This window comes from Parahaliea mediterranea, assembly GCF_003402235.1.
Taxonomy (GTDB): domain Bacteria; phylum Pseudomonadota; class Gammaproteobacteria; order Pseudomonadales; family Halieaceae; genus Parahaliea; species Parahaliea mediterranea.
In genome coordinates this window covers 678,005-690,260 of sequence record NZ_QEWO01000001.1, presented here as the reverse complement: position 1 = coordinate 690,260, position 12,256 = coordinate 678,005, and the positions used below count along the sequence as shown (strand labels likewise).

Annotated in this window: 10 protein-coding genes; 7 read left to right on the top strand and 3 right to left on the bottom strand. The window is 65.9% G+C overall.

Features of this window, described 5'->3' with window-relative positions:
• Positions 1-23 precede the first annotated feature (23 nt).
• The gene (locus tag DDZ17_RS03070) at positions 24-1,037 is read right to left on the bottom strand and encodes a GlxA family transcriptional regulator (RefSeq protein WP_116364460.1); all 1,014 of its coding nucleotides are present in this window, start codon (positions 1,035-1,037) and stop codon (positions 24-26) included.
• A 221-nt stretch (positions 1,038-1,258) separates the two neighbouring features.
• Between DDZ17_RS03070 and DDZ17_RS03065 the strand changes: the two genes are divergently transcribed.
• Positions 1,259-3,115, top strand: coding sequence for a beta-ketoacyl synthase (locus DDZ17_RS03065; protein ID WP_116364459.1), 1,857 nt, complete (start codon positions 1,259-1,261; stop codon positions 3,113-3,115).
• A gap of 98 nt (positions 3,116-3,213) precedes the next feature.
• On the opposite strand, the gene DDZ17_RS03060 is transcribed toward DDZ17_RS03065, so the two are convergent.
• Both DDZ17_RS03060 and DDZ17_RS03055 read right to left on the bottom strand, forming a co-directional pair.
• Complete coding sequence (locus DDZ17_RS03060; RefSeq protein ID WP_170150138.1) at positions 3,214-5,595, bottom strand: TonB-dependent receptor; 2,382 nt, start codon at positions 5,593-5,595, stop codon at positions 3,214-3,216.
• Between the two features lie 68 nt (positions 5,596-5,663).
• Entirely contained in the window at positions 5,664-6,839 is a 1,176-nt protein-coding gene (locus DDZ17_RS03055) for a hydroxymethylglutaryl-CoA reductase (RefSeq protein ID WP_116364457.1), read from the bottom strand.
• Positions 6,840-6,952: 113 nt separating this feature from the next.
• On the opposite strand from DDZ17_RS03055, the gene DDZ17_RS03050 reads away from it, so the two are divergent.
• From DDZ17_RS03050 to DDZ17_RS03025, 6 genes are all read left to right on the top strand, one after another.
• Complete coding sequence (locus DDZ17_RS03050; protein WP_116364456.1) at positions 6,953-7,981, top strand: AraC family transcriptional regulator; 1,029 nt, start codon at positions 6,953-6,955, stop codon at positions 7,979-7,981.
• Positions 7,971-8,774 carry an FkbM family methyltransferase gene (locus DDZ17_RS03045; RefSeq protein ID WP_116364455.1) on the top strand — a complete coding sequence of 268 codons (804 nt, stop codon included), beginning with the start codon at positions 7,971-7,973 and terminating at the stop codon, positions 8,772-8,774. The genes DDZ17_RS03050 and DDZ17_RS03045 overlap by 11 nt, the downstream gene beginning before the upstream one ends.
• Positions 8,775-8,859: 85 nt before the next feature.
• Positions 8,860-9,417: a nitroreductase family protein gene (locus DDZ17_RS03040; RefSeq protein ID WP_116364944.1), complete on the top strand. Its 558-nt coding sequence runs from the start codon at positions 8,860-8,862 to the stop codon at positions 9,415-9,417.
• A 54-nt stretch (positions 9,418-9,471) separates the two neighbouring features.
• Complete coding sequence (locus DDZ17_RS03035; protein WP_116364454.1) at positions 9,472-10,284, top strand: crotonase/enoyl-CoA hydratase family protein; 813 nt, start codon at positions 9,472-9,474, stop codon at positions 10,282-10,284.
• A 32-nt stretch (positions 10,285-10,316) separates the two neighbouring features.
• On the top strand, positions 10,317-11,252 hold the full coding sequence (locus tag DDZ17_RS03030; RefSeq protein WP_116364453.1) for a peptidyl-prolyl cis-trans isomerase: 936 nt from the start codon (positions 10,317-10,319) through the stop codon (positions 11,250-11,252).
• Positions 11,249-12,250: a HupE/UreJ family protein gene (locus DDZ17_RS03025; RefSeq protein ID WP_116364452.1), complete on the top strand. Its 1,002-nt coding sequence runs from the start codon at positions 11,249-11,251 to the stop codon at positions 12,248-12,250. The genes DDZ17_RS03030 and DDZ17_RS03025 overlap by 4 nt, the downstream gene beginning before the upstream one ends.
• Positions 12,251-12,256: the final 6 nt, after the last annotated feature.

Below are 12,256 nucleotides of genomic sequence, written 5' to 3'. Positions count from 1 at the left end.
TTAGCCACAGACCCGCCCGGCGCTCAAGCCGCCGGCCCGCTGCCCGGCGCCGGCTGCGGGTCAAACAGCTTGCCCCGGGCGGCCTGCCGGTAGCGCATGGGGCTCATGCCGTGGTGGCGCCGGAACAGGCGGGCGAAGTAGCTCACATCCTGAAGGCCAAGCTGCCAGCAGATTTCCGCAATGCTGAGGTTGCTGCGTCGCAGCAGGTCGCGGGCGGTGGTCAGGCGCAGGCTGTTGAGGTACTGCTGGGGGGTATAGCCGGTGGCGTTGCGAAAGCGTCGGCTCAGGGTGCGCGGGCTGATGTCCAGCTGCCTGGCCAGGGCGTCCAGGCTGGCGCCGCTGGCGAGGTGATCCTGCAGGTATTGCTGGGCCCGCAGCACGGTTTCGTCGTGGTGGCTGCTGCGGGGGCCGTCCTGGTAGGCGGCGGCGCGAAAGGAGCGGCGGATCTCCGGCGAGAACTGCTGTTCCACCGCCCGTGCCACCCGGGTGCCAAACCAGTCTTCGACAATGTGTACCATCAGGTCGGCGATGGAGTTCACGCTGCCCACGCAGTAAATGTTGTTGCTCTGGGTGATGAGGTGGCGGGTTTTCAGCTGCACCCGGGGGTAGCGGCGGGCAAAGCGCTCGAAGTAGTTCCAGTGGGTGGTGGCGGGGCGCCCGTTAAGCAGGCCCGCCTCGGCCAGCAGGCAACTGGCGGTGCCCACGCTGCAGATGCGGGTGCCGCCACCGGCAATGGCCGATAGTTGCGACAGCCAGGGCGCGGCGCCCTTCAGGGTGGGCAGGGGGTTGCGCCAGATAGCGGGCAGGATCAGCAGGTCCAGCGGCGGCAGCTGGGCAAAGGGCAAGTCTGGCGTGAGCTGGATACCGCTGGCCAGGCGCAGGGGCGTGGCCTCGGGGGCGGTCAGCAGAAAGCGCGCCTGGGCCCTGCCGCGGCTGCCCACGCTCGCCATCTGGCTGGCGGCCTGCAGGATTTCCATCGGCAGGGTCACGCTGCTGGCCAGGGCGTCGGGGTAGAGGGCGGCGGCGGCGGTGTACATGGGTAATTGGGTCCGGCGGTGAGAGGCTTGGGGTAGTTAAGGCCTTGGCAGCGAAGGCCTGGGCAACGAAGGCCTGGGCAACGAAGGTCTAGCCAGCGAAGGATCGGGCGACAAGGTTGTCCAAAATAGCACAAAAAATGACAGAAATAGCCTGCACTGTGCCTGGGTGCCCGCCGTACACTGGGGCCATCGTCCAGTCAGCATAGAGGTAGGAAGTGGTAATGGGTGCTCAGCGTTTGCCGGTGATCGTGGGATTTGGAGGTATCAACGGCGCCGGGCGGGCTTCCAGCCATCACGCCTTTCGCCGCCTGGTGCAGTCGGCGCTGCCGCAGGCCGAGCGCCAGCGCACCTTTGCCGCCCTGGCCCAGTTGATGGGCCTGCCACAGGTGGATGAGTCCTTCATTCTGGACCACACCCTGGTGCGCCGGGTGGAGGCCAGTCACTTTGATGTGGACCGGGTGCAGTGGAACCGCCGCTTTCCCACCCAGAGCAACGGCCAGCCGGTTAGCTTTGATATCAAGCGCCAGTACCTGCCGGAGGTCATCCCCCCCGAGTGGGAGGTGACCGCCACCTCCGTGACCCACGCCAACGTCAAAATCCGTGGCCAGCAGGAATTTCTGCTGCCGACGATTCGCGAATTCGAGGTGAAGGCCGCCGGCCAGCTGCCCACCGGTTTTGAACCGGGCAAGCTGTACGCCTCGCGCAACCATCCCCGGGGCCTGCAGATGATGGTGTACGCCGCCTCCGACGCCCTGGGCAGCCTGGGGCTGGACTGGGAAGACGTGGCCCGGCGGGTCAGCGTGGATCAGGTGAGCGTGTACGCCGGCAGTGCCATGGGGCAGATGGACGGCGCCGGCGCCGGCGGCATGCTCAAGGCCCGCTACAACGGCCAGCGGGTCACCTCCAAGTTCTGCCCCCTGAGCCTGGCGGAAATGCCGGCGGACTTCGTCAACGCCTATGTGCTCGGCAGCCTGGGCTCCACCGGCGCCAGCCTCGGTGCCTGCGCCTCCTTCCTTTATAACCTGCGCCTTGGCATCGACGACATCCGCAGCGGCCGCGCCCGGGTGGCCTTTATCGGCAGCGCCGAGGCGCCCATCAACCCGGAGGTGATGGAGGGCTACGCCGCCATGGGGGCCCTGGCCACCGACAAGGGCCTGCGGGAACTGGACGGCCTCAGCGAGAGCCAGGTGCCCGACCACCGCCGTGCCTGCCGCCCCTTTGCCAACAACTGCGGCTTCACCATTGCCGAGTCGGCGCAGATGGTGGTGCTGTTCGACGACGCCCTGGCCATGGAACTGGGCGCGACGATGTTCGGCGCGGCGCCGGATGTGTTCGTAAACGCCGACGGTTTTAAAAAGTCCATCTCCGGCCCCGGGGTTGGCAATTACATCACCATGGCCAAGGCGATGGCGGGCGTGCGCGCCATCATCGGCGAAAAAGCCCTGCGCAGCGGTGGCCTGGTGCAGGCCCACGGCACCGGCACCCCCCAGAACCGGGTGACCGAGTCGCGCATTCTGGAAGAGACCGCTAAAGCCTTTGGCATCGAGCAGTGGCCGGTGGCCGCCATCAAGTGCTACCTCGGCCACTCCCTGGGCTCGGCCTCTGGCGACCAGGTGACCACCAGCCTTGGCACCTGGGCCCATGGCCTGGTGCCCGGCATCAGCACGGTGGAAGCCTTCGCCGAGGACGTGCACCGCGACCACCTGGCCCTGTCCAGCGCGCACCGCGAGATTGACCCGAACGCCCTGCATTACACCCTGGTGAACTCCAAGGGCTTTGGCGGCAACAACGCCACCGCCTCGCTGCTCAGCCCGCGGGTGACGCGGCAGTTGCTGCGCGCGCGCTACTCAGGCAGCCAGTGGCGCGCCTGGGAGGCCGCCAACGAAGCCGTGCGCGAGCGCCAGGCCGCCTACGACAGCGCCATGATCGCCGGCGACATCAGCCCCACCTACCACTTCGACTACGGGGTGCTGGGGGACGATGATGTGGTGATGGGTGAGCGCGAACTGCAGGTCGGCCCGCACCGGGTGTCGCTGGACATTGCCTCGCCGTTCGGCACGGCGAGCCTGGACGACTGAGAGACGAATGCCCCAGCGGGAACTGCGGCACCGGGGTTTTACAACGAAAGAGGGCGGCCACTGGCCGCCCTCTTTCGTTGGGTCTTCTGATCGGGCGATCAGAAGTTGTAGGTGATTTCCGCGCCGTACACCTGGCCCTTGGATACCGGGGCGAAGGTGCCGCCAACGGGAACCGGGCCGAGGTTGGCAGGCAACTGGGTATCGCCGCCGTGTTTCACTTCGTCCAGCAGGTTGCGGCCGTAGAGACCAAACACCCAGTGGCCGCTGTTGGAGTAGAAGTCCAGGCCGACGTCGACGATGTCCTGCTCCAGGATGTAGCCACGGTTGTTGTCGGTGTAGGCCGCTTCGTCGCGGTAGGCGTAGCTGACGCGCGCCGCGGCGTAGCCCCACTCACCGATGCTGAAGTCGTAGTTCAGGCCCACATTGTAGGTCAGCTCCGGCGCCCGGGGCAGGTCCAGGTCCTTGTCTTTGCCATCCACCACGTTATCGCCGTTCAGGTCGAACTTCACCGAGTCGTAGCTGGCGTCCAGGTAGCCGATGCCGGCGGTCAGCACCAGGCCGTCGGTCAGCGGGAAGGCGCCGTCCAGTTCGATACCGTAGATGCTGGCGTCGGCGGTGTTGTCGATGATCTGCACAACACCGGACACCTGGTTGGTGATGTTGACCTCGCGCTGCATGTCGCCGATGTCGGTGTAGAACACGGCGGCGTTCAGGCGGCCCCAGTCGTGGGTCGACTTGTAGCCGATTTCATAGCTGTCCACCTGCTCTTCATCGAAGGGGCCGGGTGAGAAGGCCGGGTCGGTGTTGCGCAGGTTGTAACCGCCAGAGCGGAAGCCACGGCTCCAGTGGGCGTATATCTGGGACATGTCGTCCAGGGCGTAGGTAAAGCCGATTTTCGGCGCCCAGGTGTTCCAGGTTTTATCGTCCACAAAGTCGATGGGGCAGGCGGGGCCCTCAACGAAGTTACAGCGGGTGTCGGTGCCGGTGCCCGGGTTGAGGTAGGTGGGCACCCCGGTGGCCAGGGTGCCGCCGGGGTCCAGCACGTTGGTGTTAATGTTCAGCGAGGCGATCTCGGCCGATTTCTCTTCACTGGACCAGCGGATGCCCGCGGTCAGGGTGAGGCGGTCGGTCAGGTCGTAGTCCACCGCGGCAAAGGCGCCCAGGGTTTCCACGTTGTAGAAGCCGCCACCGTCCTGAATCTGGAAGGGCACGGTATCCGGCAGCAGGCCGCCGCTGAGTGCGTTGGCCAGAAAGCCGAGCAGGTTGCGGCGCTCGTGGTAGGCCATGTCGTGGTCAAACCAGTACAGGCCGGTGGTCACGTTGGCGTTGCCGAACTGGCCGTTGTAGCGCAGCTCAAAGCTGTTCTGCTCGGTTTCCAGGTTGGCGGGGGCGTGGAACAGGGCCCGGGGCTGGGCGTCGATGTCGCCGAAGGAACTGCTGTCCGAGTCGCGGTAGCCGTAGATGGCGGTGATGGTGCCATCGCCAAAGCCCACGTCCATGTTGAATTCGGCGCTCAGGAAGTCGGTCTCGATGATGCCGTAGCCGATGCCGTTGTAGTTCACGTCGAAGCTGTCGCGGTCATTGTTGACCGGGGTGCCGGGCACGCCGGCACCGTTGGTGTGGGACTGGGGCACCGGGCCGTCGCCGTCGATGTCGCTGTATTCGTAGCGCACGATCAGCTCACTGCTGTCGGTGGGGGTCCACAGCACGCTGGCGCGGCCCATTTTCTGTTCGATGGCGCCCACGTCGTCGCCGTCGAAGCCATTTTCAAAATAGCCTTCGTCGTCGTTGTAGTAGCCGGTGAAGCGCACCGCCAGGTTATCGGTGATGGGGCCGCCCACGGCACCCATCAGGTAGCGGTTCAGGCCGCCCTCGCCACCGCCGTCGATGGCGGCGCGCACGGTGGCGTCAAACTCGTCGGTGGGGCGCTTCCAGTTCATCAGGATGGCGCCGCCGGTCACGTTGCGCCCGAACAGGATGCCCTGGGGCCCGCGCAGCACCTCGATGCTCTCCAGGTCGAACACATCGAAGATGATGCCGTTGTTCACCCCGAGGTACACGCCGTTGACGAATACGCCGACGGTGGGGTCGATGGAGGGAATGGAACTGTTGATACCCAGCCCCCGAATGGAGAAGTTGGCGGTGCCGCGGGTGGTGCCCACGTCATCCAGGGCTACGTTGGGCAGGCCCACCGACAGGTTGGTCAGATCGCGCACTTTCAGTGCTTCGATCTGGTCCGAGCCGAAGGCGGAAATGGCCATGGGCACGTCCTGGGACAGTTCGGCGCGCTTGCGGGCGGTGACCACTACTTCCTCAAGCATGGCGGATGAGGCCCCCCGGCGCTCTTCCTGGGCTTGCACGGCAACACTGTTAGCCAGCGTGACCGCGCCCCCCAGTAGCATGGCGCCAGCGGACTTACCCAGTCCACTGAGCGCTGCACTCATTGGGTGCTTGCGGAGAACGGTTTTGTTGTTGTGCATGGTATTGCTCCCTCTTTCTGTTGTTGCGTTATAGCTATTATCAAACTGAAACCGCGAGAGGCCGGAGGTCAGGGCCGGTTGCGGCCATAGGTATCGTGGCTGCTGACCCATTCCTCGGAGACCACCGCCGCCCCGAGCGAGATTTCTCCGCAGAGGACGGTGGCGGCAACGATTTCCGCCAGTTTGCGGGCTTTCCCCTCACCGTAGCAACCTATCGATTCCAAGCATTCCCTTTGGGTTGCCAAACCGGTACCACCGCCGTAGGTGGCAACGATCAGCGAGGGAAGTGTCACGGAATAGTAATAATCGCCCTCGGGGGTGATTTCCGCGTGTACCAGGCTCGCGTGGGATTCTGCCACGTTCGCCTCGTCCTGTCCGGTGGCAATAAACACACTGGCGATACCGTTGGCCGGGTGCACGCCGTTGTGCACCGCACCGGCCATAAGGCCACCCAGCTGGGATGCCATCCGCGCCGCGTACATGGCCTCGGGCGTGGTGCGCATCAGGTCGCGCAGCAGGTCCCGGGGCAGGGTGACTTCGGCAATCACCCGCTTGCCGCGGCTGTGTAGGGTGTTGAGCTGTGAGTGTTTCTTGTCGGTGTCCATGTTGCCCGACAGGAAATAGCGCCCGATGGCGCCGGGGTAATTGTCCAGAATCCAGCGGCAGGCGGCGAAGGTGGCCTTGCCACACAGGTTTTGCCCGGCGGCATCGCCAGTGGTGTAGTTGAAGCGCAGGTAGAGCATGCGGCTGGCGGCGTACTGCTCGATATTGCGTAGCCGGCCGCTGCGGGTGGTGGATTCTGCCGCGGCCTTGATGTCGGTGAAGTGCTGGTTGATCCAGTGGCCGAATTCGCGGGCGCCGCGGGCGTCGTCAAAGGCGAACACCGGCGAGCGCTGCATGGCGTCGTCCACCACGGTGGTGGTGACGCCGCCGGCCTCGCGGGTCAGGCGCATGCCGCGGCTGTAGCTGGCCACCAGGGTGCCCTCGGTGGTGGCCATGGGAACGTAGAATTCGCCGTGGGCGTGCTCGCCAATCACCCGCAGCGGGCCGGCGTAGCCCAGCGGCATCTGCACCACCCCGGTGAAATTCTCGATATTGCCGGGCAGGGTGGCCGGGTCAAAGGAATAGCTGCCAACGTGCTCAAGGCTGCACTGGCCCTGGGACTCAATAAAGGCACGGCGCCGGGCGGCGGCCTCGTGGGTGTAGTCGTTGTCGCTGTCGCGTGGCAGGCGTGCACTGCTCATAAGCTGGTTCAATCTCCGTTATTATCGGTCTCGTGTGGACATCGCAGCGAGGTCTACGGTATACAAGCCCGGCATGCTCCGCATGTCCATTTACGCCAACTTAATGACCGAAGATGCCACAGCCACATTGCATCCCTGACAGCGAGCGCCACCCCACTGTCATCAGCAGCTGGATGAAAGTCCTGCTGGTGGCGCTGGCGGACCAGGGCTGCAATGCCGACCTGCTGCTGCAGCAGTCGGGCCTGACCCCGGAGCAACTGGCGGACCCGGACGCCCGCCTGCCCCTGGATGCCACCACCCGCCTGTGGCAGCTGAGCGTGCAGGCCCTGGAGGATGAAACCCTGGGCCTGTGGGTGCCCTGTTACTCCAACCAGAACACCTTTCACGCCCTGGGCTATGCCTTTATGGCCAGCACCACGCTGTTGGAGGCCCTGCAGCGGGTGGCGCGCTTTAACCCTATGGTGTCCGACGCCGCCCGGGTGGGCCTGGAAAACCGGGGCGATACCGTGGTGCTGAGCTGGGAGGCGGTCACCCCGGAGCACGGCCCCTCGCTGGAGGCCATGGAGGCCATCCTGTCGCTGATTCTGCGCTCGTCGCGCAAAATCAAAGGGCGGGATTTCGCCCCCCTGTCGGTGGCCCTGATGCGCAAGCGCTGCGCCGATGAAACCCCGTTCCGGGAATTCTTCCGCTCGCCCATCCACTTTGGCGCCCCGCGCTACGAGATGGTGTTCGACCGGGCAGACCTGGAGCAACCCCTGGAATGGGGCAACGAAAACCTGGCCCGCTCCAGCGACCGGGTGATCGAGGATTACCTCAAGCAACTGGAGCGCGACAGCGTTGCCACCCGCCTGCGCAACCTGCTGGTGCGCGATATGCCAGGCGGCACCCTCGGCCACGAGCACTACGCACGGGAACTGGGCATGAGCGTGCGCAGCCTGCAGCGCAAATTAAGCGCCGAAGACACCTCGTTCAACCAGCTGCTCAACGAGACCCGCTGCGAACTGGCCTGCTCCTACCTGTCGCGCAAGCCCCGGCCGTCACTGACGGAAATTGCCTTTCTGCTCGGGTTTTCCGACACCAGCAGCTTTTCCCGCGCCTTCCATCGCTGGACCGGCGTAGCCCCCGGCGCCTATGCCCCCTGAAGTGCTGGCGCCGCTGCGCGTGCCGGGCGTGGCCGGCGAGCTGACCCTGCGGGTGCATGGCGAGGGCGACCGTCATGTCTCCCGCCAGCTGCTGGAAGCGGGCATCTGGGAGCCTTTTGAAACCCAGCTCGTGCAGCGCTTTCTCAAGCCCGGCGATGTGTTTGTGGATGTGGGTGCCAACCTCGGCTACTTCACCGTGCTGGCAGCCCACTGCGTTGGCCCCGGCGGCAGGGTGTTTGCCTTCGAGCCAGACCCGGCCAATTTTGCCCTGCTGCAGGACAACACCCGGCGCAACGACTGCGCGGAACGGGTGACGGCGGTGCAGGCCGGCCTGGCCGACGCCGATGGCGCGGCGCGCCTGCACCTGAGCTGCGACAATCTGGGCGACCACCAGCTGTTCGATGTGGGGCAGGGGCGCGCCAGCGTGCCGGTCACGTTGCTCGATGGCGGCGCCTGGCTGGGGCAGCGTGTTGAGGGCATAGCCATGCTCAAGGTCGATACCCAAGGCTACGAATACGCCGTGATGCGCGGCCTGCTGCCCCTGCTGCAGCGCCTGCCCGCGGTGCCGCGCATCCTCATCGAGCTGACGCCCCTGTCCCTGCGCCAGGCAGGCCATAGCGGCCGCGCCCTGGTGGAGCTGCTGGCCGGGCTGGGGCAGCCGCTGTGGATTGTGGACCATATCGAGCACCGCCTGGTGCGCTCCAGCGCCGCCGAGCTGGCCCTGTGGTGCGACAACGTCGATGCCTGCCCCGGGGACGCCGGCTTTATGAATCTGCTGGTGGGGGCCGACTGAATGCGCCCGGCGCCGACGTTAGCTGCTATGATGCCACCCTTTGTTTGCCCGACCGCCAGTTGCCACCCTGACCCAGCCTGATGCCATGTCCGACGTTCTGACCTTTCTGCAACAGCGCAACTCCGCGCCGCGCCTGACCGAGCCTGCCCCCGGACCTGGCGAACTCAGGGAAATGGTGCGCGCCGCCCTGCGCGCGCCCGATCACTGCTGGCTGAATCCCTGGCGGTTTATCCGTATCGAGGGCGAGCGCCGGGCGGCCTTTGGCGAGGTGCTGGAGCAGTGCCTGCTGCAGCGCAAGCCCGACGCCGACCCGGCCGCCCGTGACAAGGCGCGCAACGCCCCCCTGCGGGCGCCGCTGCTGCTGGTGGTGGTGGCCCGTATCAGCGAACACCCCAAGGTGCCGGCGGTGGAACAGCGCCTGTCGGCGGGCTGTGCCGCCCACGGCATTCTGCTGGCCGCCGAGGCCCTGGGTTACGCCGGGGTGTGGCGCACTGGCGATGCGGCCTTCGACCCCCGGGTCTTCCAGGCCCTGGGGCTGGCCAGCGGCGAGGAAATCACCGGCTTTCTCTACCTTGGCAGCCGCGCGGCGCCGGCCAAGAACCTGCCGGCCCTGGAGCCCGACGACTTCCTGAGCCCGTGGTAACCGCCCGCGCCGCCACCCGACATCCACCTGTTTGATAGCAAGAGAGATAACAACATGCCCCCCCAGTACGAAACCTTAAGCCTCAGCATTGAAGACAAAATCGCCACCGTGGCCCTGAACCGGACGGACCGGGCCAATGCCATGAACACCCCCATGTGGCGGGAGCTGCAGGAGTGCTTTGAATGGCTGGATGCCGAGCCTGGTGTGCGGGTTGTGATCCTCAGCGGCAATGGCAAGCACTTTTGCGCGGGTATTGACCTTGGCATGTTCGGCGAGGTGATTTCCGATCACGCCGACCCTGCGCGGCGCTCAGAGCAGTTTCGCCGCACGGTACTGCGCATGCAGGACAACCTGAGCGCCATCGAGAAGTGCCGCAAGCCAGTGCTGGCCGCGATCCACAACACCTGCATTGGCGGCGGGGTAGACCTGACCTGCTGCTGCGACATGCGTTATGTGAGCGCGGATGCTCACTTCTCCATCCGCGAGATCGACATTGGCATGACCGCCGACGTGGGCACCCTGCAGCGCCTGCCCCACCTGATTCCCCAGGGCGTGGTGCGCGAGCTGGCCTACACCGGGCGCACCATGGATGCCGAGGAAGCCTGCCGGCTGGGCTTTGCCAACCGCGTGTTCGAGGACCGCGAGGCACTCTACGCCGGTGTGCGGGAGATTGCCCAGAGTATCGCCGCCAAAACGCCGCTGGCCATTCGTGGCAGCAAGGAGATGCTGGTGTACGCCCGGGACCATTCCGTGGCCGATGGCCTCAACTACATTGCCACCTGGAACGCCGGCATGCTGAGCCAGGTGGACCTGGGCGCCGGCATCACCGCCCAGGCCCAGAAAACCACCGCCGAGTACGACGACTAGGCTTCCATTCCCCGGCAAGGCGACTTCACCCTATGTCATTACCCGCATGGCTGCGGCAGCCGTGGCTGCACTTTATCCTGATTGGCCTGGCGCTGTTCAAACTGCAGAGCTGGGCCTTCCCGGAACCCAAACCGGTGGTGGGCCCGTTGTCCGAGGCCCGTGTCGATAACCTGCGCCAGCAGTGGCTGGCCGTGGCCGGGCAGCCGGCCAGCGACGAGCAGCTGCAGGGCATGATCAGCCAGGAGCTGGATCGCGACATGCTGTTCCAGCGCGCCCTGTCGATGGAGTTGCACCTGTACGATCAGGTGGTCTACCAGCGCCTGCTGCGCAACCTGGATTTTCTGGGCATGGGGCAGGGCCTTTCTGACCAGGATCGTTACCAGCAGGCGCTGGACATGCGCCTGCACCTGGGTGACGAAGTGATCAAGCGCCGCCTGATCCAGGTGATGGAGCAACTGCTGCTGTCCGCCAGGCCGCCGCAGCCGGTGACCGAGGCGCAAATTGCCGCTGAATTCGAGGCGCGGGGCGACGAGCTACGGCGCCCGCCGCGCTACTCCATCGAGCAGCTGTACTTCAGCCGCGAGCGGGAGGGCGAGGTTGCCGGGGTGATCGAGCAAATCCAGCGCGAGGGGCTGGGCGCGGCCGAGGCGCGCCAGCTCAGTTCGCCCTTCCTGCCCGGGTATGTGTTTCGCGCCCAGACGCCGGACCAGCTGGCGCGCAATTTTGGCGCCGCCTTTGTGATGAACCTGGAGCAGGCCCATCCGGCGCCCGGGCAGTGGGTGGGGCCACTGCGCTCCACCTACGGTTTGCATTACGTGTGGGTTGAATCCATTGAGCCGGCCCGCGACGCGACCCTGGAGGAGGTGCGCCCGCAGCTTGAGCGCGACCTGTTCTCCCGCCACCGGGCCGAGGCCCTGGCGGCGGCCATCGCCGAGCTGCGCGAGCAATACGAGGTACGCCGCACATGAGCCATCTGCTGAAACTGTGTTTATTGCTGCTGGTGTTTGCCGGCGCCGCGCTGCCGGCCCAGGCTCACCGTTTTGCGCCGTCGCTGCTGCAGGTGACGGAAGTGGGGCAGGGGCGTTACAACCTAGTGTGGAAAACCCCGGTGCAGGCAACCAGCCCGGTGCCCATGCGGCCCCTGTGGCCAGACGCCTGCACCGTCATCCAAGCGCCCCCGCCGCAACTGGAGGGCACCGGCCAGGTCACTACCCTGTTGCTGGACTGCTCGGCCCTGGGTGAGGCGGGGCTGGTGGGGCAGCGCCTGGGTATTGACGGCATGGGCCCCAACCAGGCCACCGGCATGTTCATGCTGACCTTGCAGGACGGCCGCTATTACCAGCAGGTGCTGACCGCCGAAGCGCCCGACTACCAGGTGCCCGCAGAGCCCGGAGCCGGCAAGGTCATGAGCGACTACACCGTGCTTGGCATCGAGCACATCTGGGGCGGCATCGATCACCTGTTGTTCGTGTTCGGGCTGATTCTGCTGGTGGGCGGTGGCAAGCGCCTGCTGTGGACCATCACCGCCTTCACCGTGGGGCACAGCATCACCCTGTCGCTGGCGGCACTGGGCTACATCAATTACCCGGTGGAATTGGTGGAATTCGCCATCGCCGTCAGCATCTTTGTGCTGGCAGTGGAGCTGACCCGCGGCGATGGCCTGGTTAAACGCTATCCCTGGTGGCTGGCCGGCGGTTTTGGCCTGTTGCACGGCATGGGTTTTGCCGGCGCCCTGGCGGCCACCGGCCTGCCCCAGGCCAACGTGCCGCTGGCCCTGCTGTTCTTCAACGTGGGTATCGAGGTCGGCCAGATCGCCTTCATCCTGCTGGTGCTGGTGATCTGGCTGTTTGTGCGCCGCCCCCTGGGCGACAGTGCCGCGCGCCTGGCGGCCTTCCCGGTGTATCTGTTGGGCTGTTTGTCCGCCATGTGGTGCATCCAGCGCGCTCTGGAGGCACTGGCGGCCTGAACCCTT

Bases quoted from the DNA above. Each gene is read 5' to 3' on its own strand.
- DDZ17_RS03070 (WP_116364460.1), bottom strand. From the start codon at position 1,037: ATGTACACCGCCGCCGCCGCCCTCTACCCCGACGCCCTGGCCAGCAGC.
- DDZ17_RS03040 (WP_116364944.1), top strand. From the start codon at position 8,860: ATGTCCGACGTTCTGACCTTTCTGCAACAGCGCAACTCCGCGCCGCGC.
- DDZ17_RS03035 (WP_116364454.1), top strand. From the start codon at position 9,472: ATGCCCCCCCAGTACGAAACCTTAAGCCTCAGCATTGAAGACAAAATC.
- DDZ17_RS03065 (WP_116364459.1), top strand. From the start codon at position 1,259: ATGGGTGCTCAGCGTTTGCCGGTGATCGTGGGATTTGGAGGTATCAAC.
- DDZ17_RS03045 (WP_116364455.1), top strand. From the start codon at position 7,971: ATGCCCCCTGAAGTGCTGGCGCCGCTGCGCGTGCCGGGCGTGGCCGGC.
- DDZ17_RS03060 (WP_170150138.1), bottom strand. From the start codon at position 5,595: ATGCACAACAACAAAACCGTTCTCCGCAAGCACCCAATGAGTGCAGCG.
- DDZ17_RS03030 (WP_116364453.1), top strand. From the start codon at position 10,317: ATGTCATTACCCGCATGGCTGCGGCAGCCGTGGCTGCACTTTATCCTG.
- DDZ17_RS03025 (WP_116364452.1), top strand. From the start codon at position 11,249: ATGAGCCATCTGCTGAAACTGTGTTTATTGCTGCTGGTGTTTGCCGGC.
- DDZ17_RS03050 (WP_116364456.1), top strand. From the start codon at position 6,953: ATGCCACAGCCACATTGCATCCCTGACAGCGAGCGCCACCCCACTGTC.
- DDZ17_RS03055 (WP_116364457.1), bottom strand. From the start codon at position 6,839: ATGAGCAGTGCACGCCTGCCACGCGACAGCGACAACGACTACACCCAC.